The sequence below is a fragment of the Bacillus sp. N6 genome, assembly GCF_052805735.1.
The window spans coordinates 404,446-430,485 of the sequence record NZ_CM127843.1 but is presented as its reverse complement, the minus strand read 5'-3'; the positions used below and the strand labels follow the sequence as shown (position 1 = coordinate 430,485).

16 protein-coding genes and 3 riboswitches are annotated in these 26,040 nt (G+C 34.9%); of the genes, 3 read left to right on the top strand and 13 right to left on the bottom strand.

Annotated features, from left to right (window positions below):
• Positions 1-292: 292 nt before the first annotated feature.
• From ACUXVC_RS02210 to ACUXVC_RS02180, 7 genes are all read right to left on the bottom strand, one after another.
• Positions 293-1,837 (bottom strand): ABC-F family ATP-binding cassette domain-containing protein, encoded by a 1,545-nt coding sequence (locus ACUXVC_RS02210; RefSeq protein WP_064532160.1) that lies wholly within the window; start codon positions 1,835-1,837, stop codon positions 293-295.
• Positions 1,838-2,232: 395 nt separating this feature from the next.
• Positions 2,233-2,982 (bottom strand): ABC transporter ATP-binding protein, encoded by a 750-nt coding sequence (locus ACUXVC_RS02205; protein WP_098976616.1) that lies wholly within the window; start codon positions 2,980-2,982, stop codon positions 2,233-2,235.
• The gene (locus ACUXVC_RS02200; protein WP_000715573.1) at positions 2,979-3,977 is read right to left on the bottom strand and encodes an ABC transporter substrate-binding protein; all 999 of its coding nucleotides are present in this window, start codon (positions 3,975-3,977) and stop codon (positions 2,979-2,981) included. The genes ACUXVC_RS02205 and ACUXVC_RS02200 overlap by 4 nt, the downstream gene beginning before the upstream one ends.
• Positions 3,974-4,747 (bottom strand): ABC transporter permease, encoded by a 774-nt coding sequence (locus tag ACUXVC_RS02195; RefSeq protein ID WP_001057164.1) that lies wholly within the window; start codon positions 4,745-4,747, stop codon positions 3,974-3,976. Before ACUXVC_RS02195 ends, ACUXVC_RS02200 begins: the two co-directional genes overlap by 4 nt.
• Entirely contained in the window at positions 4,719-5,039 is a 321-nt protein-coding gene (locus ACUXVC_RS02190; RefSeq protein WP_000082906.1) for an MTH1187 family thiamine-binding protein, read from the bottom strand. The genes ACUXVC_RS02195 and ACUXVC_RS02190 overlap by 29 nt, the downstream gene beginning before the upstream one ends.
• Positions 5,040-5,140: 101 nt before the next feature.
• A riboswitch (TPP riboswitch) is annotated at positions 5,141-5,242 on the bottom strand.
• Between the two features lie 52 nt (positions 5,243-5,294).
• Positions 5,295-8,876 (bottom strand): non-ribosomal peptide synthetase family protein, encoded by a 3,582-nt coding sequence (locus tag ACUXVC_RS02185; protein ID WP_098976617.1) that lies wholly within the window; start codon positions 8,874-8,876, stop codon positions 5,295-5,297.
• 137 nt (positions 8,877-9,013) lie between these two features.
• The gene (locus ACUXVC_RS02180) at positions 9,014-10,756 is read right to left on the bottom strand and encodes a methyl-accepting chemotaxis protein (RefSeq protein ID WP_000761077.1); all 1,743 of its coding nucleotides are present in this window, start codon (positions 10,754-10,756) and stop codon (positions 9,014-9,016) included.
• Positions 10,757-10,891: 135 nt separating this feature from the next.
• Positions 10,892-10,976, bottom strand: a riboswitch (cyclic di-GMP riboswitch).
• 282 nt (positions 10,977-11,258) lie between these two features.
• On the opposite strand from ACUXVC_RS02180, the gene ACUXVC_RS02175 reads away from it, so the two are divergent.
• Positions 11,259-12,572: an anaerobic C4-dicarboxylate transporter family protein gene (locus tag ACUXVC_RS02175; RefSeq protein WP_064532153.1), complete on the top strand. Its 1,314-nt coding sequence runs from the start codon at positions 11,259-11,261 to the stop codon at positions 12,570-12,572.
• 115 nt (positions 12,573-12,687) lie between these two features.
• Here the strand turns inward: ACUXVC_RS02175 and thiE are convergent, their stop codons facing one another.
• Positions 12,688-13,347, bottom strand: coding sequence for a thiamine phosphate synthase (gene thiE, locus ACUXVC_RS02170; protein ID WP_141241123.1), 660 nt, complete (start codon positions 13,345-13,347; stop codon positions 12,688-12,690).
• A gap of 14 nt (positions 13,348-13,361) precedes the next feature.
• The gene (gene thiM, locus ACUXVC_RS02165; protein ID WP_053565352.1) at positions 13,362-14,171 is read right to left on the bottom strand and encodes a hydroxyethylthiazole kinase; all 810 of its coding nucleotides are present in this window, start codon (positions 14,169-14,171) and stop codon (positions 13,362-13,364) included.
• A 72-nt stretch (positions 14,172-14,243) separates the two neighbouring features.
• Positions 14,244-14,356: riboswitch (TPP riboswitch) on the bottom strand.
• Between the two features lie 209 nt (positions 14,357-14,565).
• On the opposite strand from thiM, the gene topB reads away from it, so the two are divergent.
• Positions 14,566-16,755, top strand: a complete 2,190-nt coding sequence (gene topB, locus ACUXVC_RS02160) for a DNA topoisomerase III (RefSeq protein ID WP_095691470.1) — start codon at positions 14,566-14,568, stop codon at positions 16,753-16,755.
• A gap of 38 nt (positions 16,756-16,793) precedes the next feature.
• Here topB and ACUXVC_RS02155 read toward each other — a convergent pair whose 3' ends face one another.
• The 4 genes from ACUXVC_RS02155 to ACUXVC_RS02140 all read right to left on the bottom strand — a co-directional run bounded on the left by ACUXVC_RS02155 (position 16,794) and on the right by ACUXVC_RS02140 (position 24,348).
• Positions 16,794-19,739, bottom strand: coding sequence for a YhgE/Pip domain-containing protein (locus ACUXVC_RS02155; RefSeq protein ID WP_090978211.1), 2,946 nt, complete (start codon positions 19,737-19,739; stop codon positions 16,794-16,796).
• A 305-nt stretch (positions 19,740-20,044) separates the two neighbouring features.
• A complete protein-coding gene (locus ACUXVC_RS02150; RefSeq protein ID WP_095691471.1) occupies positions 20,045-20,836 on the bottom strand; it encodes an endonuclease/exonuclease/phosphatase family protein in 792 nt (263 codons plus the stop codon).
• Positions 20,837-20,840: 4 nt separating this feature from the next.
• Positions 20,841-22,478, bottom strand: coding sequence for a PTS transporter subunit IIBC (locus ACUXVC_RS02145; RefSeq protein ID WP_095691472.1), 1,638 nt, complete (start codon positions 22,476-22,478; stop codon positions 20,841-20,843).
• Positions 22,479-22,683: 205 nt separating this feature from the next.
• Positions 22,684-24,348 carry a glycoside hydrolase family 13 protein gene (locus tag ACUXVC_RS02140; RefSeq protein ID WP_001044701.1) on the bottom strand — a complete coding sequence of 555 codons (1,665 nt, stop codon included), beginning with the start codon at positions 24,346-24,348 and terminating at the stop codon, positions 22,684-22,686.
• A 243-nt stretch (positions 24,349-24,591) separates the two neighbouring features.
• Between ACUXVC_RS02140 and ACUXVC_RS02135 the strand changes: the two genes are divergently transcribed.
• Positions 24,592-25,926, top strand: a complete 1,335-nt coding sequence (locus ACUXVC_RS02135; RefSeq protein ID WP_095691473.1) for an FAD-dependent oxidoreductase — start codon at positions 24,592-24,594, stop codon at positions 25,924-25,926.
• The last annotated feature ends 114 nt before the right edge of the window (positions 25,927-26,040 follow it).

The window sequence follows — 26,040 nt, the reverse complement described above, 5'->3', positions numbered from 1 at the left end:
CTTGAATTTTACATGAATTTCCTTTAATTTCTATTGTCTTCCTATAATATCCACATTATCCTTTACATATAGGAATTATTTTCATTCCGTTTTGAACTATCTATATATATAAAGAAAGATAGTCACCTGTTAGGGAAAGGCTTTCGTATTATTATAAATATAACAAAAGAAAAAGCACGCTTATAAGCGCACCATAAGAGTGCTTCTTCATACAATTCTCATGTAAGAGTTCTCGAAAATCATGTTAATCACAAAGAAAAGGCATTAGCTCATAAAAGCTAATGCCTTTTCTTTATTCATATTGTTCAGCATTCCAATCTTCTATATTCCATACTTTTGTTATCCACGATTCATAGAAAGAAGGTTCATGTGAGACAATTAAAATCGTTCCTTTGTATTGTTGTAACGCTTCCTGTAAAGCCATCTTAGTTTCTACATCCAAATGATTAGTCGGTTCGTCTAAAATTAAAACATTGCTTTTCGTTACGATAAGTTCACATAAACGCACTTTCGTTTGCTCTCCACCGCTTAATAAACGAATAGGTTTTAATACGTGTTCTTCTTTCAATCCACACTTCGCTAATGCTTGGCGCGCTTCTTTCTTTGTCATATCTGGTCGTTGTGCCCAAACTTTCTCTAATGGTGTTATTTCTGAAGCAAACTCTTCCTGTGCAAAATAAGCAGGATTTACTCGGTCCCCAACAAAAATCGAACCGCTTAGCGGCTTTATTTGACCTAATAATGTTTTTAATATTGTCGTTTTTCCAATACCATTCTGACCAACAATAGCTATCTTTTCTCCTTTTTTCACTTGTAAATTCAAGTCTGGAAATAACGGCTCACTATAACCCACTCTTAGTTTCTCAGCCTGTAATATACGACTTACTGGTTCATTATAAACAGTAAAAGCAAAACAGGACTGAGGTACATTATTTACCTTTTCAACCCTTCGCATTTTCTCCAATACTTTCTCTCGACTTTTTGCCTGTTTTGCTTTTCGAATTTTATTTTTTTGAATAAATGTTTCTAACTGAGCAATTTCTTTTTGTTGTTTCACATACGCCGATTGTAATTGTTTCCTTTGCACTTGATAACTTTGTAAAAACTTTTCATAATCCCCTACATATCGCTTAACTTTTCGTTCTTCTAGATGGTAAATGACATTCGTAATATTGTTCAAAAACACTTCGTCATGCGAAATGATAATATAAGCTTTTTCATACAACTTCAAGTACGATTGCAACCATTCTATATGTGCTGTATCTAAATAGTTCGTTGGTTCATCTAGCAATAAAACATCAGCTTTTTCTAGAAGAAGCTTTCCTAGTAATAACTTTGTCCGCTGTCCTCCACTTAACTTTGAAACATCCTTTTCCAATCCTATTTCAAACAGCCCTAAACCAATTGCTACTTCTTCAATTTCTGTATGAATTTGATAGAAATTAGAGTTTTCCAATATAGTTTGTAACTCTCCATACCTTACTAACAATTTTTCTACTTCTACTGCCTCAGTCATCTCTTTTGCAATTTTTAACATTTCGTATTCAATTGCATACAAGTTAGAAAATGCACTTTGCAAGTATCCTTCAATTGTTATCCCTTCTTGTAAATCTATATGCTGCTGCAAAAATCCAACCTTCACATGTGGAAACCATTCAATGTTCCCATCATCATGTATAAGTTCTCCTGTTAAAATTCTTAGCAGTGTTGATTTTCCAATCCCATTTTTCCCTACTAACCCAACATGCTCCCCCTTTAATAATCGAAAGCACGCATTATATAAGATGGTTTTCTCACCATACGAATGACTTAAATTTTCTACTGTTAATATACTCATTTTTTTCTCTCCTTTACTTATCGTCCATAAGCTAAATAGAGAGACCAACAGTATGAAGCCTTATTTAATTATGCATATAAAAATGGGTAAGGTGAATACACCTTACCCATTACATATTATCGTAAAAAAGGATTAAGGTTCTTTACCTGCTGTCTTCAATTTAGCTTAATCTTAAAAAATGGGCAGACTTCTCCCATATCAAGCTAAAACCATTTGAAGAACAGTTGATAAAGTCATTTTATCCTTTCACTCCTTTAACATTTGTTATATTAAGAGTATAAACTACTCTGTTATATTCTATTCTCTATTTTCCCTTTTGTTCCTTCTCCATCTTTTCATATTCTAAAAAAAGCCTCTTAACAGTAATTATACTAAAAACTGTTAAAAGGCTTTTTCTATTTTTTCATATAAGGAGCTAACACACTTAAAATCTCTTCTTTATCCTTTTTTAATTCGAGTGATGTTAACATATCCATCGTTCTCGGTCTAGGTAATTTCACTTGTACCTCGCCAACAATTGACGCTGGTCTTTGAGATAAAATAAATACGCGATCTGAAAGCAAGATTGCCTCATCTAAGTCATGTGTCACCATAACGATTGTTTGCTTCTCTTGATGCCAAGAGTTTAAAAGCCAGCTATGTACTTCCATTTTTGTAAATGCATCTAACTTTCCAAAAGGCTCATCAAGCAGCATAATTGGCTTTTCACATAAATATGTGCGCAGAAAACTAATTCTTTGACGCATACCACCAGACAATTCATCTGGATAATGGTCTGCATATTCATCTAGTTCGAACTGCTTTAATGCTTCCATTCCTTCTGTCAGCCTTTGTTTTTTCGGCTTTCCTTCAATTTCTAACGGAAGAACGATATTTTGCAAAGCTGATCGCCACGGTAGTAATAAATCTTGTTGTGGCATATAACTAACAACATCTTGCTCTTGTACTTGCTTATCTTTATATATTACGTTCCCGCTTGTTGGTTTTTCAACATTTGCAATCATGTTTAATAATGTGCTTTTCCCGCAACCACTCTGTCCTACAAAAGAAACAAACTCTCCCTCTTGTATAGAGGCACTAATATTCTCTAATACATTCTTTCCGTCGAAAGATTTCACTATATTTTTTATTTGTAATCCGCTCATTTTTCACTTGGAAGGAATTCATTTGTAAAAGCATCTTTTACATCGATTTTCTTTTTAATAACTTTGTTGTCATATAAGAAATTCATGTAATTCGTCCAAATTTCTTCCTTCTGTACTCCCCATGCTTTCGCATCATCTTGATACTTCGTACTTAACCATTTCTGGCTTTCTTGAACTAAATCTTTATTTACATCTGGAACAGCTTTAATTAAAATATCAGCAGCTTCTTTCGGTTCCTTAATTGCAAAATTATAACCTTCTGTTGTTGCACTCATAAACTTTTTCACAAAGTCTTTATCTTGCTTCGTATGTTTTTCACTCGTAATAATAACAGGACTATAGAAATCAAGCGCTGGATCTAAGTCTTTCACCATAATCGTATTTAACTCTTTTCCTTGGCGCTTCGCTTCAATACCATCCCAACCGTAATAAATCCATTCGAAATCTGCATCACGGCCGATTGATTTAAAGAAATCTGTTTGTCCTAAGATGATTTTTTCAACTTTATTAAAATCAGCTTGATGCTTATCCATAATCGTCTTTAATGTCGCTTCTTCCGCTGGTCCTCCCCAGCCGCCATAACGTTTACCTTCAAAATCTTTCGGTGACGTCATATTATCTTTCTTAAGCGATGCAAACGCTGAAGTGTTATGCTGAATAATCGCTCCTACAGATACAACAGGAATTCCTTCCACACGAGCTAATGTTACATTTTCTTGTGCGCTTATTGCGAAGTCTGCTTTTCCTGATGCTATCATTTGCTCTGCTGTTACATTGTCACCTGGTTGAATAATTTCTACATCTAATCCTTGCTTTTTGTAATAATCTTTCGTTTGCGCTACATACAAGCCAGTATGATTCGTATTTGGAAACCAATCTAATACTACTTTTACTTTTTGATCTTTACTTGCACTTTCTTCTTTCTTCGCCGGATTACATCCAGCCACACCTACCGCTACTAAGGCAGCTAACATAACTTTCAAACCTTTTTTCATTTTCTGCCGTCCTTTCTATATATCCATGGTGCTGTTATTCTTGCCATAAACTCTACGATAAAATACAGGCATAATGTCACTATAACGATGATTGCTGCAACACCAAATACTCGGGCAGTCAAAAAGGATTTTGTAGCCCTCGTAAGCATAACGCCTAATCCTTCACTTGCACCGAGCCATTCTCCGATAATTGCCCCCATTACGCTATATGTAACTGCAATTTTTAAACCGGAGAAAAAGTATGGAAGCACTGCTGGAAATTTTACTTTCTGGTAAACTTGCCATTTTGTCGCCTTCATTGTTTGTAAAAGCTTCAACATGTTTTTATCTACTGTTTGAAAACCTTCTAAAATACTAAGCGCAATTGGGAAGAAACAAACGAGTATTACGACCATTACTTTCGGCAACATCCCATATCCAAACCAAATAATAAATAGCGGTGCAAGTACAACAATTGGAATTGTTTGCGAAATAACGAGCAATGGATTTATTAAAATACGAAATAACGGTATAACGTCCATAATAATTGCGATGCTCGTCCCCAATAAAATTGCAAAGAATAGTCCAATTATAACTTCCTGCAGTGTTTGCATCGTATTTGGTAATAGTAAATCTTTCATCCCAATTAATTCTTGAACAATGGCAGAAGGCTTTGGTAAAATCCACGGTTCGATTTTAAATAATGAAACAGATCCTTCCCATATCGCAATGAGAAGGATAAGCCAAATAGTTGTAATAAGTTTAGATTGCTTCTGGTTTTGCATATTCATCACGGTACTTCCAAACCTTTTCATCTATCGTTACACCAGTGCTTGGACGATAATGGATTTTAATAGAAGTAATCACTTCTTCTGCTCCAGCATCGACGCAAGCTTGTTGCGCACGTTTAACGACATCAAGAAGTACATCTAATTCTCCTTCCAAAGTTGTTTCCATTGCCCCTACTTCATAACGAACTCCCGATTGTTGCACAACTTCAATTGCTTTATCGACAACAGAATATACATCTTTCGTTTTCGCTTGTGGTACTACTGAAAATGACATTGTAACTTGTTGTGACATAATAAAATCCCCCTTATAAAATTAGATTTCAAAAATAAGAAAAGGCTTTCCTACTGCGTAGGAAAGCCTTGTATGCAAGTTATTATAGAATAACATATGCTACATCACTTTAAGTAACTCCCTACGCTGGCATTATCCAGATCAGGTTGAGGGTCGATGTTTACTTACATCCTCTCAGCCAATTGGCTCCCCGGTCCTTAATTCGTTTTCATTGTAGCATGATTTATTTTATTGAACAAACAAAAGCATGCATAATCATTTCATTATTTTTGGAAAATATCCAACTTTTTCACCATGAGCTAATAACTGCTGTATAAATTCTTTATTGATTGCTGGTACTATCAATTCTTTTTTCTTAATCCATTCATTCGTTCTACGCGTACCCATTACAATTTCAGATTGCTGCGCTCCATCTCCTGCAACTTGAGAAGCAATTAACTCTGCTATTACTTCATTTTCCTTCGCTAATTCAAGTCCGGTATTTACATATTCTGAAAGTGGAACCATTTCAAGATTGTATCCACACTCTCCAATTAACTGTATAAATTGTTCAAACTCAATTTGATGTGGATGACAAATATGTAACGTCTCTCCTACAATTTGCGAATCTTTTAAATACGATACAATTGATTTACTAGCAAAATCAATTGGTGTGAAATCAACTTTCCACTTCACATTTGGTGCTTTCCCAATTAATAGCATTGTTTTAATAAGACGATAAAATGCGTTTCCTTCAATATTTTGTTGGAACGAACCTGTTTCTGAATGACATGCTAAATTACCTGCACGATAAATATTTCCGCGCAAACCATTTTTCATTGCTTCACGAACAATGTTTTCCGCTTGTAGTTTACTATTTGAATATACATTCTCTAAGTCTACACTGTAATTAAAATCACCAGTTTTCATGTATGTATCCCATTGATCTACCGCTAATTCTAACGGGATACCAATTGTAGAAATAAAATGGAATGTAGCACCTTTCTCCGCTAATGCTAGCATACGGCTAGTTCCTTGGACATTTATATTTTCAAATTGTTTTACATCTCCAAAATGTCTTACATCTGCACCGCAATGAATTATCGTATCCATCTTAGAACTGATGAACATAAATTCTTCTTCGCTCATCCCAAGATACTCTTCCCCCAGATCACCAGCTACGGCCTGTATACGCTGTAACCATTCTTCACATATATCACTAAAGTAGCCTGTTAATGTATCTATAATTCTTTGTTGCACATCTTTGGTTGGTCTTACTAAACAATAAATAGTAGCAGATGTATCTCTCAACAATTCATATAATATGTGTGATCCTAAATAACCAGTAGCTCCTGTTAAAAAGACATTTGAAATCTGGGTTTCTTCCAAAACGTTTGCATACGTAATAGTATCTGGTTCGTGAATCACTTTATATTCACGAAATACTCCTTCTTTCTCTACTTTTACTTCTCGCTCAATTCGAGCTAATCCATATATCGTTCTTTCTTTAAAGAAATCTTGAATTGTTAAATGTGAAAAATCTTCTTTTAACAATGTTAAGACTCGTAATACTTTTAATGAATATCCACCAATTGTAAAGAAATCATCATGCACTCCAACTTTTGAAATTCCTAATACTTCCGCCCAAGCGCGCGCTATTTGTTTCTCTGCTTTATTAGAAGGTGCAACATATTCTTGTAGACGAACCGGTTCATACTTTTCTTCTAACTGAGCTAACTTCTTAACATCAATCTTTTTATTAGGTGTAAGTGGTAATTCATTAATATAAATTAGTTTAGATGGCACCATATAATCTGGTAATTGCTCTTGTAACTGATAAACTAATTCTGGTATTTCTTTTTTATTTAAAGTTGTATAGAACGCGATTAAATATTGGCTACCTTCCTTACTCTTCTTAGCAAAAACAGCATTTTCTTTTATATTATGATTTTGAGAAATTTTACTTTGGATTTCTCCTAGTTCAATACGATGTCCTCTAATCTTTACTTGATCATCTTTCCGATGTAAAAATTCTATATTTCCATCCTCTAACAACTTAACAATATCACCTGTTTTATATATATTAACTATAGGATTAAAAGGGTTCTGAATAAAAGCTTCAATTGTTTTATTAGGCTTATTAAAATACCCTTTTGCTAATCCTACTGAATCTATATATAATTCACCAGGTACACCAATTGGACAAAGATTCATATTCTCATCCAAAATCATAACTTGATAATTAGCACATGGTTTACCAATGGGAATACTCGCAACATCCTCATTTAACTGACTAGGTATTTTATAGGTTGTCGTCACTACAGTACATTCTGTCGGTCCGTATACATTATGAATTTCAACATTTGTACCTATCCTTTCTCTCCACAATTTAATAACCTCTACAGGCAACATTTCACCGCCAATCGCAATTCTTTTTAGGGAAGCTAGCTTATATATATCTTCTTCTGCTAAATAAGTTGCTACTTGTCGAACAAAAATTGTTGCTAATGCCAAGATCGAAGTTGCTTTCACTTTATAGATTGCATTTGCAAATGCTTCTACAGACAATCGCTCTTCCTCTAATAATACATACAAGTTTCCTCCGCAGAATAAAGAAGCAAATGACTCCCATACAGAAGCATCGAAACTAAAAGAAGGAAATTGGGCAAATACATCCTCTTCTGTCAATTCATATTGCTTTTGCATCCAAGTGTACAGATTAACAACCCCTCTATGTGCTAACATCGTTCCCTTTGGATTCCCTGTTGAACCAGACGTATAAATCATATAAGCTACATCATCACAATGAATAGACAACTTTACATCTATATCTTCACAAGTTTCACTATCATACATTGAAACTGTTTGAACTCCATCACATGTTATAGGCGTCTCTTTCATCAATATAACTTTCGCTTGGCTATCTTGAATAATGTACTGTATTCTACTTTCCGGATAATCTGGATCAATCGGAACATACGCTGCACCAGCTTTTAATATAGCTACCATACTTACTACTGTGTCTATGCTACGTTTCATAAATATTCCAACATAGTCTCCTAATTGGACGCCGTTTTTAATTAACATATGAGCTATTTGATTACTTTTTTTATTTAGCTCCTCATAAGTTAAAGTACCTTCCCTTGAAGATAAAGCTATACGATTTGGAAATTGAGTAACAGTATTATAGAACATATCGACGATACTTTTCTCAGGATATACTGCTGTCGTATCATTCACTTGACTATAAAGTGCCATCTCGGCCTCTGTAATAATATTAAAATGTTTTATATACTTATTAGTATTTTGTGATATATCAACTAAAACACCTTGTATTTGTTGTGCATAACGAGTAATCGTTGTTTCCTTCCAATTAACACTATTAAATATTATTTCTACACTTTGCATATTTTTACTAAATACAAATTGTAATGTATTCGTGTCTTGTAGCTCATAATATGTTTCACCAATAATAATAGGTGACATTTCATATAATGTATTACCGTTTTGAAACTCTTCTATTTCTTCCTCATTCATTTCTTTAATTTGTTCCAGTTGCTCTTCAATCTGTAAATTCAAACTTTCATAGGAGAGAAAATTAGAAACTTCAATAGTAATCGGAAATAAACTTCCTCTTACATGATAAAGCACGACAATATGTTTTTCTTTAGAAATATGATATAACCACGTTGCAGTCGCTCCTATTAAATCTACAATATGAGTCAAATTTGGAAATAGTTCAGTTTTCCTTTTTATCCTAAGTTCCGTTCCTTGCACATCTTTAGGTATTTTAATACTTCCTTCTACTTTCCCTAAAAATTCTTTTACCATCTCATTATAAGAAATTGCTAATTTCATATTTATGTAAATTCCTCTCTTAAATATAATAAAGGTGTGAAAATTCACACCTTTTTCATCCCTTATTAACGGGCAGATTCGTTCAATTCATAATCAGTAGCGGAGATATCCCCTTTGATTAGAATTGAACTTTCTCCTTATTCGCTTTTAAACTCACCAATAAGCTCTTGTAATTCCTGAGAAAGCCAACTTAAAGAAGTCGCTAATTCTGCAATATCTTGTACTGATATTTCTTGCTCTTTCATGCTTTCTTCAACATTACTACTGCTGTTGGCATAAGTGTTTGCAATATGTGATAATTCATTTACGACTTGAACGATATTCTGGCTATTTTGTAAAATGTCACTCGAATTACCCGAAACAGCTTTTACTTGATCTGTAACAGATTGCGCTGATTTGGAGATTTTTTCAAAGAAATTTCCACTACTTTGAACAAGTGAAATTCCAGTTTCTACTTCTTTTGAACCTTTTTGCATTGAAACTACAGCATCTTCTGTCTCAGCTTGTGTTTCACCAATTAATTTCGCTATATCTTTAGCAGACGCTTCCGTTTGTTCTGCTAATTTTCGTACTTCATCAGCAACAACTGCAAACCCTCTCCCCGCTGCTCCAGCACGTGAAGCCTCAATAGAAGCATTTAAAGCTAATAAATTTGTTTGATTTGAAATACCTGTAATTACAGTTACGATATCACTAATTTCTTTTGACCTTGTTTCTAACGAATAAATGATGGAAGATAAATCTTGTACTGCATTTTGAATTAAACTCATTTGATTAATAATTTGTCCAATCACTTCATTACCTTCAATTGAATGTTGCTCCATACCTTCAGAAGCAACCGCAACTTGTTTCGCAGCCCCAGTTATCTCTTCTACCTTATCTTCCATTCCATGTACAATTCCTAAACATTGTTGTACTGAAGTTTTTTGAGACTGTGCCCCTACTCTTAAACCTTCAATAGAACTTGCAATCTCTTGAACTGCCATGCTGTTTTCCTCTGTACTCGCCGACAATTCTTGTGAAGAAGAAGAAACTTGCTCAGCAGTTTGCCTTACTTTATCTATAATCCCTTTAAATTTTTCAATCGTGTTATTGAAATAAACATTAATAATTCCAATATCATCTGGTCTTTCTTTTAATTTAATACTTAAGTCACCTTCACCAATTTTACGTAACCCTTCTCGTAAATCTTTTAATGGAGCTAACGAGTGACGCACGATAAAGAATTGAGTAATAGTCGCAATTGCTAATGAAATAATGATAAAGAGTAAGCCCTGTATCATAAACTTCTCTTTTGTAATAGGAACAATGGAAGCATCTAAGTCAGCCGCAATAATTGCAACAATATTATTTTCTCCATCTGTAATTGGTTCTAATATTGTCACCCACGAACCTATTTCATCTTCATATACTTCTGTCATTTGGGCCTTTTTCGTATCAATGACTTTATCGTATGCCTTCATCCAATGAGCGGGTTGTTCATAATAATCTCCCGGCTTTATAGGGAACGCTTTTGTTAACTCTGTAGTCAAACCAACGAGTTGTAATTCTCGCTTTTCATTCGGCTTTGCTCCTGTAACATACGTTTGTCCAACACTTTTCAATTCTTTTGACACTTCATCTAATTTCTCTGTTAACTTTTCTTTTTTCACTTTTTCGGCTGTAGGATCTTTCGCCATGTCTCTAACTAATTCTACATCCAATTTTTTCAATACTATTTCTCCTGTTTCAATAGACTGCCTTTCAAATAAAGACATCATACTATTTTGAAACATGTTGAAACTTAGTGCACCCATACTTCCAACAAGTGTCAAAATAACTAATACGGTTAATAAGACGTTCTTTTGAAGGAACGATAACTTATGCCAATATTTTTTCATTAATATCCACCTTCCTTAATTAACATAAACAAAAAAAACAAAATATATGAATATTTTGTTTGAAAATGTTTCTCAATATGTTCGAGAATAAAAAAAAGCCAATGTAAAAGCATTGGCCAAGACCAACCCTATCCGTCCGGTAACTGGCTAGCGTAGCCTTTCGACCTTAGCTCCTGTAGTTTTGCGTCCTCATGTTTCCATCAGTTTGCCTTTCTCGCTGAACGAGTTGAACGATATGGGAGTTCTATGAGAATTAATTTATTCTCTTTCAAAGATTACAACATATAAATCAAAATGTCTACTTATTTAGAGATATAAATACAAATTTTTAATGCATTGCTTTTTCAAAATAATTTCAAAAAGTACGTGAATGTTACTTTTTTTGTGTTATATAATAAAAAATGTATAAACAACAAGGATTTCTTCGGGTATTTATTTAATTTTCATTCAAATTAAACTATTCGAATATATCTTAACTAATGAATTTCGGAGGTAGTTTATCATGTTTTGGCTACAATTTCTTACCTTGTTACTCTGTATTTTTATTGGTGCACGCCTAGGCGGAGTTGGTTTAGGAGTAATGGGTGGAGTTGGTATGGCAATACTCGTTTTTGTCTTCCACTTACAACCAACCGCGCCTCCTATCGATGTAATGCTTATGATTTTGGCAGTAATTACAGCTGCTGGTGCTTTGCAAGCTGCTGGAGGAATGGACTATCTTGTTCATCTAGCTGAAAAGGCATTACGAAAAAATCCAAAGCGTATTACTTTTTTTGCTCCAATTGTTACTTATTTATTCACACTATGTGCAGGCACTGGTCACGTTGCCTATTCTGTACTTCCTGTTATTGCAGAAGTCTCTCGTGAATCAGGGATTAGACCGGAACGCCCAATGTCGATTGCCGTAATCGCTTCTCAACAAGCAATTACAGCTAGTCCAATTTCAGCTGCCACAGTTGCTCTTTTAGCAATGTTAGCTGACTATAAAATCACTTTATTAGATATTTTAAAAGTGAGTATTCCCTCCACTTTCATTGCTTGTATGTTAGCAGCATTCGTTGCTAGTAAGATGGGAAAAGAATTAAGTGAGGACCCTGAATACTTAAAACGATTAAAAGAAGGAATGATTCCTAAGCTTGAAGAGAAAAAAGAATTTGTAGGTGTAAAGGGCGCAAAATTATCAGTTATCCTTTTCCTTGTAGGAACCTTCCTTGTTGTACTTCTTGGTTCATTTGAAGCACTTCGTCCAGGATGGATAGTTGATGGGAAGTTAGCTCGCCTTTCCATGCCGAACACAATTGAGATGGTCATGTTAACTATCGCGGCTCTTATTATTATTTTCTGTAAACCAAATGTAGAAAGCATTGTGTCTGGTAACGTCTTTAAAGCAGGGGCAACAGCAGTTGTTGCTATTTTCGGTATCGCTTGGATGGGAGATACTTTCTTTAACGGAAACTTAAATATGATTCAAGGATCCATTCAGCATTTAGTAACAAGTGCACCTTGGCTATTTGCCATCGCGCTATTCATTCTATCTATTTTACTGTACAGCCAAGCAGCAACAGTACGTGCCTTAATGCCACTTGGACTATCCCTTGGTATTCCACCAGCACTACTGATTGCAATGTTCCCTGCAGTAAACGGATATTTCTTCATTCCAAACTATGGAACAATCGTTGCTGCCATTAACTTTGACCGTACTGGTACAACAGGTATCGGTAAATACGTATTAAATCATAGCTTTATGATTCCAGGTTTAATCGCAACATTTACTTCTATCGGCATTGGAATGCTTTTAATTTCTATTATGTTTTAAAGAAAAAGCACAAACCCTTATTTAAAAAGGTTTGTGCTTTTTTAATCAAACGTTTGTTTAAAATTTGGGGCAGTCCATTTCTCCATGTAGCACTTAAAATACTACACGTCCTTCCCTACAAACTTCTCTTTACTTCTTCAGCTAATTTTCTCGTACTTTCATACGCAGATTCAGCTAAACTAATTGCTGAAATAACTGAAACACCGTCCGCACCCGCTTCTATAACTGCTGCTGTATTTTCAATTGTAATCCCACCAATACCAACGATTGGCACTGTAATTCCTTGTTCTCTAAAATAAGCTAATCCTTTCGTTCCTTGAACCGCTTTCGTATCTTTTTTCGTACTCGTTGTGAAAATAGGTCCAACGCCTAAATAATCTGCTCCATTTTCGATTGCAAAGCGTGCTTCTTCAATTGTATGAGCAGATACGCCGATAATTTTATCTCCCATTTTTTCACGAACAGATGTAATTCCTTCATCATCTTGTCCTACATGAACACCATCTGCATCTAATTCAATGGCTAATTCTACATCATCATTTACAATGAAAGGAACACTATATTCCTTACAAAGCGTCTGCAATTCTTTTGCAAAGCGCACTCTATCTTCTCCGATTAAAGAACCTTCCCCCTTCTCGCGAAACTGAAAAAGTGTCACTCCACCATCTAACGCTTCTTTCAATACAGCTAAAGGATCCCTCGTGCAGTTATTACTTCCCATAATAAAATACACTTGTAATAACTTAGACATCTTCTTTGTTTCAATGCGCATCATGTGTTTCATCCCCCTTACTCTAACTCCTCAATCTTTCCATACTTCTCAATATCACCAGCAGTAGTATTCGCTAACTGATTTAAAAATTCAATTTGGAAACTACCAGGTCCCTTTTCCACGGTCTTAGCAGCTGCCAGTTCCGAAGCTACACCATAAAACGTTAATGCTGCTACTGCTGCTTTTACATAATCTTTTTCCACTGCTACAAATGCTCCTATTACAGAAGTTAGTAAACAACCTGTTCCCGTAACTTTCGTTAAAATAGGGTGACCGTTTCGAATAACAATAGTTCTCTCTCCATCTGTAACAACATCTTCTTTTCCAGTAATGACCGCAACTGTATTTAGTTCGTCTGCTGTCTGCCTTGCAATACTTACAACATTGCCATTTCCAGTACCAGCGTCTACCCCTTTAATTTCCCATTTCTCATTAATAACATTTGCTATTTCAGCTGCATTTCCGCGGATAATTGCTAAATCGATTTCAGCCGGAATATGTCTCGCAACTTCTGTTCGATACGAAGTTGCTCCTGCACCAACTGGATCAAATAGTACTGGCACATTGTTCGTATTTGCTGATTTACCCGCGAGTAGCATCGCTTCTACTTCTTCAGGACGAAGTGTCCCCATATTTAATACTAACGCTCCAGCAATGCTAGCCATTTCTGCTACTTCTTCTTTTGCATACGCCATTACAGGCGATGCCCCAAGTGCCAACAAACCGTTAGCAGTAAAATTTGTTACAACAACATTTGTAATATTATGAACGAGCGGATTAGATTCTCTCACCAAATCCACTACTTTACTAATTTCTTTCATATTCATCCTTTTCATCTCCTAACTATAATGATGGGAGATACACAAAAAGACACTTTGCGCGTACGCAAAGTGCCTGAACATGTGCTTTTACACTCTCCCTACGCTGGCATTATCCAACAGGTTCAAATGGTCAATGACGGACTAGTAGCCATACTCTCAGTTTGTATCCACAAACTCCCATGTGTTTCTTATTCATCTACTTCAAAGTCTACTCTTATTCTAGTAAAATAACAAGTTCTTTACTTTTCTATTTAATATAGAAGCAACTGATAAAGTGAAACTTTAATCAGTTGGGATTTTGTTCACTCCATTAAAAACAACTCAAATATGGAGCGAAACTGAATCTCAAGAAGATGTATGCTATATTTAACTTATGGAAATTTGAAAGGATGTTTTTAATATGTCAAAAAGCGTTGTAATCGCTGAAAAACCTTCCGTTGCACGAGATATTGCTCGTGTACTGAAGTGTGATAAAAAAGGAAACGGCTATCTTGAGGGTAATAAATATATTGTAACTTGGGCTTTAGGTCATCTCGTTACATTAGCAGATCCAGAAAGTTATGATGTGAAATATAAAAAGTGGAATTTAGAAGATTTACCGATGCTACCTGAGCGTTTAAAATTAACGGTTATTAAACAAACTGGTAAACAATTTAATGCTGTAAAAAGTCAGCTACTTAGAAAAGATGTAAATGAAATTATTGTAGCAACAGACGCTGGACGTGAAGGGGAATTAGTCGCACGCTGGATTATCGATAAAGTTAAGCTAAATAAACCAATCAAACGTTTATGGATTTCTTCTGTAACCGATAAAGCAATTAAAGATGGTTTTGCAAATTTAAAACCAGGTAAAGCCTATGACAATTTATACGCTTCAGCAGTTGCGCGTTCAGAAGCTGACTGGTATATCGGTCTTAATGCAACTCGTGCTTTAACGACTCGCTTTAATGCCCAGTTAAATTGCGGCCGTGTACAAACCCCTACTGTTGCTATGATTGCTAGTCGTGAGGATGAAATAAAGAACTTCAAAGCTCAAACTTACTACGGCATCGAAGCTCAAACGATGGAGAAACTCAAACTTACTTGGCAAGATGCAAATGGCAATAGCCGTAGTTTTAATAAAGAAAAAATTGATGGTATTGTAAAAAGTTTAGATAAACAACATGCTACTGTTGTGGAAATTGATAAGAAACAGAAGAAGTCATTCTCTCCTGGTCTTTACGATTTAACTGAATTGCAACGTGATGCAAATAAAAAGTTCGGTTACTCTGCTAAAGAAACATTAAATATTATGCAGAAATTGTATGAACAGCATAAAGTGCTAACGTACCCTCGTACAGATTCACGCTACATTTCATCTGATATCGTTGGAACACTTCCAGAACGTCTAAAAGCATGTGGTATTGGAGAATACCGTCCCTTCGCACATAAAGTATTACAAAAGCCTATCAAACCTAACAAATCATTTGTTGATGATAGTAAAGTAAGCGATCATCATGCGATTATTCCAACAGAAGGATACGTTAACTTCTCAGCATTCACAGATAAAGAACGCAAAATTTATGATTTAGTTGTAAAACGTTTCTTAGCTGTTTTATTCCCAGCATTCGAATACGAGCAACTAACATTACGTACTAAAGTTGGTAGTGAAACGTTCATTGCACGCGGAAAAACGATTTTACATGCTGGTTGGAAGGAAGTATACGAAAATCGATTTGAAGACGATGATGTAACTGATGACGTAAAAGAGCAGCTTCTTCCTCGCATTGAAAAGGGCGATACATTAACTGTAAAGTTAATTATGCAAACATCAGGCCAAACGAAAGCACCTGCACGCTTTAATGAAGCAACTTTACTTTCAGCAATGGAGAATCCTACAAAATATATGGATACGCAAAATAAACAACTTGCTGATACATTAAAATCGACTGGTGGATTAGGTACTGTAGCGACACGTGCAGATATTATCGACAAACTTTTCAACTCTTTCTTAATTGAAAAACGCGGCAAAGATATTCATATTACTTCAAAAGGCCGTCAGTTACTTGATTTAGTACCAGAAGAGTTAAAATCCCCTACACTAACTGGTGAATGGGAACAAAAACTTGAGGCTATCGCAAAAGGTAAGCTAAAAAAAGAAGTATTCATTTCTGAAATGAAGAACTATACGAAAGAAATTGTTTCTGAAATTAAATCGAGTGATAAAAAATATAAACATGACAACATTTCAACGAAGTCTTGTCCAGACTGTGGTAAACCGATGCTAGAAGTAAACGGCAAAAAAGGAAAAATGCTCGTATGCCAAGACCGTGAATGTGGTCATCGTAAAAATGTATCTCGCACAACAAACGCTCGTTGCCCACAATGTAAGAAGAAACTAGAATTACGTGGTGAAGGTGCAGGTCAAATCTTTGCATGTAAATGTGGCTATCGTGAGAAACTTTCTACATTCCAAGAGAGACGTAAAAAAGAATCTGGAAACAAAGCTGATAAACGTGACGTCCAAAAATATATGAAACAACAGAAAAAAGAAGAAGAACCATTAAACAACCCGTTCGCAGACGCATTAAAAAAATTAAAGTTCGATTAAACAAAAAGGTTCCTACCGCTCTCGGTAGGAACCTTTTCTTAGTGAATGATTTTACTTCCTTTTGCATTCTCAACAAATTTTTCACTTGATTTGTTAATTGGTGTTTTCAGTAATAACGCAGCAACAATCATAACTACTACGAAAACACTTAACACAAGTAAGTCTCTTATTACGATATCCCAAAGCATTCCGCCAACCGTTTCACGAATTGCACTAATTGCGTATGTGAACGGTAAGAACGGATAAATTGCTTGGAAGAACGCTGGTGTCATTTGGATTGGGAATGTTCCGCCCGATCCTGCTACTTGTAGTACAAGTAAAATGATCGCCATCGATTTCCCAACGTTTCCGAAAATAGAAACGAGTGAGTATACGATACAAACGAAGACTCCACCAATAAATAAACTAAATAACACAAACCAGAACTTATCGACTACGTACGTACCGAGTAAGAATATATCTCCCATCGATACGATAAACGCTTGTGAAAGACCTATCGTTAAGAATGTTAATAAACGTCCGAAGTAAATTTCATGGCTCTTATAATTCGCGCCCTCTTCGTGTACTTCTACTGTTAATAATGAAACCATTAATAATGCGCCTACCCATAATGCAAGCACTGTATAGAATGGTGACATTGCTGAACCGTAGTTCGGCATCGCAAATAATTTATTCTCTTTTAAATTTACTGGATTCGCAAAGTAATCACTTTGCTTTTCAACATCATTTTTCAATAAACGTATGATGTCTTTTAAATCCTCTTCAGATTCAAAATCACGAATTTTATCTGCTAATTCTTTAATCTTTTTCTCAGTAGCTGGCATTTCAGCTTTAATGTCTGCTAATTTCTTTTTACCATCTACTAAGCCTTTTGATGAATCTTCTAGTAATTTTTTAACATCTGGAAGCTTTTTGTCTGCCTCTTTTAAAATTTGAGATGTGTTTTTAGACATCTCTTTTGTGCGAGCAATTGCTGCATTGAAATTTGGAGTGATTTCTGAGTCATATTTAGCTAAAATGTCACCAATTTGACCCGAAACACTTTTAGACACTTGATTAATACTTTCAATAACATCAGCTGCTGGTTTTTGACCTTTATTAATAGCGTCAATTCCTTTATCAGTTAACTCCATTCCTTTTTGCAAACCATCTTTTGCTTTATTTAACTTAGAAATTGTACCATTAAGGTTTTTATCACTATTCACATCAGCTAACACTTTATTTGTACTTTCCAGAACTGGAATCATGTCATTAACTAAATTCCAACTTGCTTTAAACTGCCCATTTAATTCATTTAAGGCTACTTTTGTAGAATCTAAGCCGTTAACACCTTTATTACTTAAATCTTCTTTTGCCTTTTCAAGACTGGTTTTTAGTTTTGCATAATCCGCTACAGCCTGATCATAGTTCTCTCTACCATTGTTTAATATCTCATTAGCCTTATTTATATCTTGATTTAAATTGCCTCTAAGCTGCTGAGCATCTTCTTTTACATTGTCAGCCTTATTTTTCAATTGCTCAGCTGTGCTTACTGCTTTTTCAAAATCTGCTACAAACGTCGCATTATAATCTGCTTCTGCTTGATTTACCAAGTTATTTATTGCATCTAACTTTTTATTAGCAGCATCTCTGACATCTTGTTTCACTTCTTGCCCTGTACCAATAATATTAGCGATATCTTTAACGCCGCCATTTGCATTTTCTATAGCTGATTTAAGATTCGTTAATTTATCTATTCGTTTTTGGAAGAAGTCTTTTCCAGAATCAGTTGGTGCAAATTCCTTAAATTTAGTAAAGACATCAATTAAATATGAAACACTATCTGCACGACCTTGAAGATTTTCAGAAACCTTATTAAGGTCTTGTTTTGCTTTTTCTGGATCAAAATTACCATTTTGCAATCCGTTTATAACGCCTTGTGCATAAGTTGTTCCGACACGTATTGAACTAAAAACATTATTTACAGTTTGATTAATATTTTTAGCAATATTTTTATATCCCTCGCCATTCACTTGCGGTAACTCTGGAAGTGTTGGTATTTGCGGGATGGTTATATTCGGTAAGTCTGGGAACTTGGATGGATCTGGAAGTGCCAGATTGAAATCCAATGATGGATTCTTTAAGAAATCCGTAATTGCCGCGGCACCATCTAAACCTTTTTGCATTACCATTAAATTATTCTTAATAGTTCCCGGAGCGCGATTCAATGTTTCATCATTTCTCGCAAAGAATTTATCTAAATTCCCTAACGCTTCTTGCCCATCATTCATAACACTCTCTACAACTGGCAACTCTTTTTGCGCTACTTTCACAACATCTTCTGCTCGAGTTGCATCATCTAATGCCTTATCCATAAGTGTATTCATTTCTGGGAACTGCGCTTCTAACTTAAATACAAGATCTTTTACTTTTTCGATACTTGGTAAGTTTGTTTCTAAATCGATTCCAAGGTCATTGAAAATTTTAAAAATCTCACCGTTTGCTGTTTTTACAAAGTTTTTACTAATTTCTTCTGTAATACCTGATGCACCTTTTGCTGTAATCTTCGGTGCAATCGCGTTTACTTTTTCATTCACATAGTAATCCAGTTCTGGTTTTTTAGGATTTTCATCCAGAACAGTTGCAATTTTTTCAGAGAAGTCTTTTGGAATCGTAATACTTGCATAATAATCCCCACGCTCAACTCCGTAAATCGCTTGTTTTTCATCTACAAATTTCCAGCCAAGATTTTTGTTTTTCTTAAGGGAGTCTACAATCTCTTTCCCGATATTAATATCTTTCCCTCTTAAATTAGAACCTGCATCTTGGTTAGAAACTGCAATGGGAACCTCTTTTGTATTTCCATACGGATCCCAAGAAGCTTTAATGTTAAACCATGCATATAACGATGGTAAAATCATTAATCCTAAAACAATAACAATTGCAGCCCAATGTTTGGCTACATTCCGTAAATCTGTCTTATAAATACGCCAAATCTGTTTCATAGAAGTTATCACCTAATTATATATTTTTCCTTCTTTAGAAAATGATACATGCATTTTGCAATTATATCACTTTCTACATCGTGTATTAACCAAAAACGTACTATTTTTTCCCATTAACTTTCACTTACTTTATTATATAACGAAGTGAGTCAAAGTATGAATACAAAATGACCAAATCGGTTTTACATTCAATAATAACAAATATATATGAAATGTCATAAAAAATACAAGTATTTTCTCTTGGAAATACTTGTATTCCTAAAAAAAATCCTCACAGCTTTTATTCTCTGTGAGGATTTCTTCTATTATATATCCAATTGAACCTCTACACCGAAATGATCTGAAATTACATTTCTGTTTGTACCATTAAAAATAACTTTTGAAGAATGAACTTTTTTACTTTGGTTACACAATATTAGATCGATTCGCAAATTATGTTTATTTTCATCCCAACCAGCAATCTCGCCTTGGACAGTCGTTCCTTCATCATTCTCTATTGCTAATTCATATGTGTCATACAACCCTTTTTGCATCATATACTCATAACCTTCGCCTTCCAAGCGAGCATTGTTATTAAAATCCCCCATTAAGAAGGCGAGCTTATTACTATCTACACGCTCCATCAAACGATCAACTTGCCCTTTGAATGACTCTTCTTCATCATTCCACCAACCGAGATGGCAAGAGTAAAACGTTATATCTTCACCATTATAAGCAATTGTTGTACTTACAATTTTACGTGTTTTCCAATACGTTGTATCCTCGTTTTCTGAAATAAAGAACGTATCTTCTTTTATAATATTATGCTTCGTTATAATCGCTAATCCTTCTTCGTACACGTCATAACCAATATGAGAGAAATCCCAAGTAATATTGTAATCTTTTACATGTAGTGCTTTTAACTCTTCTAATAGTAAAAGTCCAAAATTATCTTTTTTCTTGTTACCGCATACATTTTCAGCTTGTATGGACTGACTTACTTCTTGCAATGCGATGACATCGTACTCTTCTTCTTGAATTACTTTAGCAAGGTATTTTATCTTTTCTATTTGATTCTCTTCTTGCCAAGAATGACAGTTTAAAGTTAGCAATTTCATATTATTACGCACCTAACATATCTTGAATGTCTGACTTTAATACGTCAGCTTTCGGACCATATACTGCTTGTACACCTTTATCTTTTACAATAAGCCCTAAAGCACCATTTTGTTTCCACTGTGCTTCTGGTGCAACAACATCTAAGTCTTTTACTGTTACACGTAAGCGTGTCATACAAGCATCTACGTCAGCAATATTTTCTTTTCCACCTAATAAATCGATAACTTTTGTTGCTAATGAACCCTCTTGTACATTTCCTGTTCCTTCTGATGCCTCATCTTCATTATCAATATAGTTACCTGCACGCCCTGGTGTTGGTAAGTTGAATTTTTTAATTAAGAAATTAAATAGTGTAAAGTTAAGACCGAAGAACACTAATGAAACAATAACAAAGTTGATTAAGTCTCTTGTTAAACCTGCGTTAACCATCATTGGTGTACGAGTAATTAACTCAATAAATCCAAATGCATGAACACGTAAGTTAATTAAATCAGCTAACGCGAATGCAAGTCCTGTTGTAATAGCATATACAACATATAATACTGGAGCAATAAACATGAACATGAATTCAATTGGTTCTGTTACACCTGTTAAGAATACTGCTAATGCTGCTGATAAAAACATTGGTTTATATTTTGCACGCTTTTCTTTATCAACGTTACGGAACATCGCAAATGCAATCCCCATTAACGCTGCTGTTGAGCCGATAACTTGTCCAGCTTTGAAACGAGCTGGTACAACGTTATTTAATAAATCGTTATATGCCTTCGTATCTCCATTTGCCAATAAATTATTTAAATCTGTAATCCATGCAAGCCATAATGGATCTTGTCCTGCTACAACTTGTCCAACTTTTGAACCAGTTAGCATCGTATATGTTCCGCCTAGCTCTGTATAGTTCATCGGAATCGTTAACATATGGTGTAAACCAAATGGTAATAATAAACGCTCTAACGTTCCATATACAAACGGTGCAACAACTGGTGCACTATCTTTTGAAGCTGCAATCCAGCGACCAAATTCATTTAACCCACTTTGGATGAATGGCCATAGAAGTGATAATACAATCGCAGTAACTGTAGACCAAAGAATTACAACGAATGGTACAAATCGTTTTCCATTAAAGAATGCTAATGCCTGTGGCAGTTTATTATAGTTATAATATTTGTTATATAGATTAGCTCCTAAGAAACCTGTGATAATCCCCACGAAAACTCCCATGTTTAATGCTGGTGCACCAAGTACAGAAGTAAAGTAATCTTTTACAAGTAAATCTCCTGCTATTACTGAAGAAACTGTCGCTTTTGAATCCGCTAACATTTGAGCGTTTACGCCAAATATAGCTCCTGTAATTCGGTTTGTTAAGACGAATGCTAATAGCGCTGCAAATGCACCACCTGCACGATCCTTCGCCCAAGATCCCCCAATTGCTACTGCGAATAAGATGTGTAGATTTGTAATGATTGCCCAACCGATGTCTTCCATTACGCGAGCGATTGTATGAACTGCGTTAACATCCCCAGCAGACATACCAATTAACTTACCGATGGAAATCATTAAACCAGCTGCTGGCATTACGGCTACAACAACTAATAACGCTTTCCCGAACTTTTGCCAAAAATCAAAAGACGTAATTTTCATCTGTTCTTCCTCCCCTTTATTTATAACAACATAATGATTTAAATTATAATTTCTGTTCCCTTTATGAAAACGATTCCTTATGTTACTTTATTTTTATCTTTACGCAACCGTTTTCATAAATCTATTTTAATAAAAGCGTTTTCACTTTGCAATAGAAATTTATTTTTTTTCATAAAAAAAGATGCTCAAAGAGCATCCTTTTTTATTATGAAATGCGATAAACCCTTGTTTCATAAGGTTTTAAAGCAATTGTTGTTACTTCTTCATGTTCCGCAACTTCATAGTTATTTAAAAGCAAACGTTTGCGTTCTAGTGCAAATAAATCCTCATTATACACTGCTTCCTCTTTTGAGATATTACTAATTACAATGACTTTTTCATCCTGTAACGTACGTGTATATGCATAAATTTGTGGATCGTCTTCTAAAAGTAAATCGTACGTACCATAGTTCAGTACATCGTGCTCTTTTTTCAGGGCAATCATTTTCTTATAGAAATTGAAAATAGACTTTTCTTCATTTTTTTGCTTTTCAACATTAATTTCTTTGTAATTTGGATTCATGCTAAACCAAGGTGTACTTGTTGTGAAACCAGCATTCATCTCATCATTCCACTGCATAGGTGTACGTGAATTATCGCGGCAAGAAGCCCATATAATCTCCATCATATCTTGATGTGGTACGCCCTCTGCAATTTTCTCGCGATATAAATTTTTAATTGCTACATCATCGTAATCTTCAATATTTGGTAACTGAACATTTGTCATACCAATTTCTTGTCCTTGATAAATAAACGGTGTACCGTGCATAAAGAAATACATCGCTCCTAGAGCTGTTGCACTTTCACGCCAATATTGTTTATCATCTCCCCATGTTGAAACGATACGTGGTTTATCGTGATTTTCAATATATAAAGCGTTCCATCCTTTATTCTCTAATCCTTTTTGCCATTTCGTTAATACTTTTTTCAATCCTACAACATCAAGGTCTTTCTTCTTCTCTGCATCCCATAAACTTAAATGTTCAAACTGGAATACCATATTGAACTTACCTTGCTCTTCTCCAACCCAAAGCTCAGCATCTTCAATCTTAACGCCATTTGCTTCACCAACAGTCATAATATCGTACTTAGAGAATGTATTTTCTTTTAGCTCTTCTAATAAAGGTTGAATACCTTTCACATTCATATGTTTATCAAAAGATGGCACATATTTTAACTCTTTTGGATTTGGCATATCCTTAAGGCCTTCTTCTTTTTTAATATGACTGATCGCATCAACGCGGAAACCATCAATACCTTTATCAAGCCACCAATTAACCGTATCATATAGTACTTCGCGAACTTCTTTATTCTCCCAGTTCAAATCTGGTTGTTTACGTGAGAATAGATGTAAATAATATTGTTCTGTTTCTTCATCATATTCCCATGCCGAACCATTAAAAATACTTTCCCAGTTGTTTGGCTCCGCACCATCTTTACCATCATGCCAAATATACCAATCACGCTTCGGATTATCTTTAGATGAACGTGATTCAATAAACCATGGATGTTCATCACTCGTATGATTAATAACTAAATCAATAATAAGCTTCATATCACGCTTATGAACTTCATCTAGTAAAGCATCAAAGTCTGCCATTGTACCAAACTCATCCATAATATCTTGATAATCACTAATATCATAACCATTATCATCATTAGGTGACTTATACATTGGACAAATCCAAATTACATCTATACCTAAATCTTTTAAATAATCCAGTTTTGCAATAATACCTTGTAAATCTCCAATACCATCACCATTTGAATCCATAAAGCTTCGTGGATAAATTTGATAAGCAACTGCTTCTTTCCACCATGTCTTATTCATAGTCCTTCTCTCCTTTTGCATCCCATCAGAATTTTATGCAAACGTTTTCGTAACACTATCATAACAAAATATGAACAGTTTGCAACTGTTTTCATTGAACTCTATGTAGATTCTTTATTCTTATGCTTTATTTATTTCTCACAAAGGTAAATCTCATTCTCCACCTCTCCTTGTCCACGCGTATTACAGACATTTTTCATATATTAATAAAAAGCTCTGATTATTTTGGAAAGGAGTAAGAAATTGAAGCAAACAAAATTAACAGGTCGTATCGTTGTTCCCACAGATCCTGACTACAATGTAGCCCGAATGAATTTAAATTTAAGTATTCCAAAACTCCCTTGTATTATTGTTTTTTGTCAAAATAACAAGGATATCTGTAACGCCTTAAAATGGGCACGTGAACGTCATATACCATTTCGGTTAAGAAGTGGACGTCATAGCTATGAAAATTTTTCTCTTTTAAATAGAGGACTTATTATTGATGTGAGTGAAATGCATCGCATTACTGTTAATACAGAGAAATTAACAGCAACAATTGAGGCTGGTGCAAATCTTGGCACTGTTTATAAAGAACTTTGGAATTACGGTGTTACAATTCCTGCTGGTACAAGTGCAAGCGTTGGAATTGTTGGATTAGCACTTGGCGGTGGTATTGGTATGCTTTCGCGCTTATTTGGATTAACATGTGATCAATTAATGGAAGTGGAAATGGTACAAGCGTGTGGAAAATTTGGTGCAAAACTCATTCGTGCAAATGAACAAGAAAACTCTAACCTTTTTTGGGCATGCCGTGGTGGCGGTGGTGGAAACTTCGGAATTATCACTTCCTTAACTTTTCGAGTCCACCCGATAAAAAATGTATCAATTTTCTCAATTACATGGGAATGGGAAGACTTTATTGCTGCATTTCAAGCGTGGCAAAACTGGGCACCTTATATAGATGAACGTCTCACTTCATCGATCGAATTATTCGCCAAGCAACGAAATAAAATTGAAGCACAAGGCGAGTTTGTCGGTTCTCCCTCTGAACTCCATTCCCTATTATCCCCTCTTCTTGAAACTGGTAGCCCCTCTCTCTTTATAGAAGAAGTTCCTTATATAAAGGCTGTCGAATTTTTTAATGGCGGTAACATCCCTGAAAATTTCAAGCGCTCTGGTTCCTATGTCTATAAACCTATTCCCCTTAAAGGCATTCAAATCATGCAATACTTTCTTTCTCATGTACCAAATAAAGATGCTAGTATTTGGCATCAATCGCTCATAGGTGCTGTTGAAAATATTTCGCCGAATGAAACGGCTTATTTTCATCGTAAAGCAATTATTGCTCAAGAATACATTACCTCTTGGAAATGCGATGATGAAGAAAATCAAAATATACGCTGGGTTAAAGATTTACGAGAAAGCTTAGATCCTTATACACTAGGTGACTATGTGAACTGGCCCGATATCGACATTAAAAATTGGCAAACTAGTTATTATGGCTCTAACTTTCACAGATTGCGTAAAGTAAAAACCATGTATGATCCTTGTGATGTTTTTCATTTCCAACAAAGTATTCCTCCTTTTCATACGTGAAACAAGGGGATAACATAAAAAAATCATCCAATATACCGTTACCTTGCAGTATGTTGGATGATTCAAGTTGATTTTCTATATCGTTTCAAATTATTGCTCCTACTCATAAACTTT

Excerpts from the sequence above, each read along its gene's own strand:
- ACUXVC_RS02175 (WP_064532153.1), top strand. The coding sequence starts at position 11,259 with ATGTTTTGGCTACAATTTCTTACCTTGTTACTCTGTATTTTTATTGGT.
- thiE (WP_141241123.1), bottom strand. The coding sequence starts at position 13,347 with ATGATGCGCATTGAAACAAAGAAGATGTCTAAGTTATTACAAGTGTAT.
- topB (WP_095691470.1), top strand. The coding sequence starts at position 14,566 with ATGTCAAAAAGCGTTGTAATCGCTGAAAAACCTTCCGTTGCACGAGAT.
- thiM (WP_053565352.1), bottom strand. The coding sequence starts at position 14,171 with ATGAATATGAAAGAAATTAGTAAAGTAGTGGATTTGGTGAGAGAATCT.
- ACUXVC_RS02180 (WP_000761077.1), bottom strand. The coding sequence starts at position 10,756 with ATGAAAAAATATTGGCATAAGTTATCGTTCCTTCAAAAGAACGTCTTA.
- ACUXVC_RS02150 (WP_095691471.1), bottom strand. The coding sequence starts at position 20,836 with ATGAAATTGCTAACTTTAAACTGTCATTCTTGGCAAGAAGAGAATCAA.
- ACUXVC_RS02205 (WP_098976616.1), bottom strand. The coding sequence starts at position 2,982 with ATGAGCGGATTACAAATAAAAAATATAGTGAAATCTTTCGACGGAAAG.
- ACUXVC_RS02155 (WP_090978211.1), bottom strand. The coding sequence starts at position 19,739 with ATGAAACAGATTTGGCGTATTTATAAGACAGATTTACGGAATGTAGCC.
- ACUXVC_RS02195 (WP_001057164.1), bottom strand. The coding sequence starts at position 4,747 with ATGAATATGCAAAACCAGAAGCAATCTAAACTTATTACAACTATTTGG.
- ACUXVC_RS02210 (WP_064532160.1), bottom strand. The coding sequence starts at position 1,837 with ATGAGTATATTAACAGTAGAAAATTTAAGTCATTCGTATGGTGAGAAA.
- ACUXVC_RS02200 (WP_000715573.1), bottom strand. The coding sequence starts at position 3,977 with ATGAAAAAAGGTTTGAAAGTTATGTTAGCTGCCTTAGTAGCGGTAGGT.
- ACUXVC_RS02190 (WP_000082906.1), bottom strand. The coding sequence starts at position 5,039 with ATGTCACAACAAGTTACAATGTCATTTTCAGTAGTACCACAAGCGAAA.
- ACUXVC_RS02145 (WP_095691472.1), bottom strand. The coding sequence starts at position 22,478 with ATGAAAATTACGTCTTTTGATTTTTGGCAAAAGTTCGGGAAAGCGTTA.
- ACUXVC_RS02140 (WP_001044701.1), bottom strand. The coding sequence starts at position 24,348 with ATGAATAAGACATGGTGGAAAGAAGCAGTTGCTTATCAAATTTATCCA.
- ACUXVC_RS02185 (WP_098976617.1), bottom strand. The coding sequence starts at position 8,876 with ATGAAATTAGCAATTTCTTATAATGAGATGGTAAAAGAATTTTTAGGG.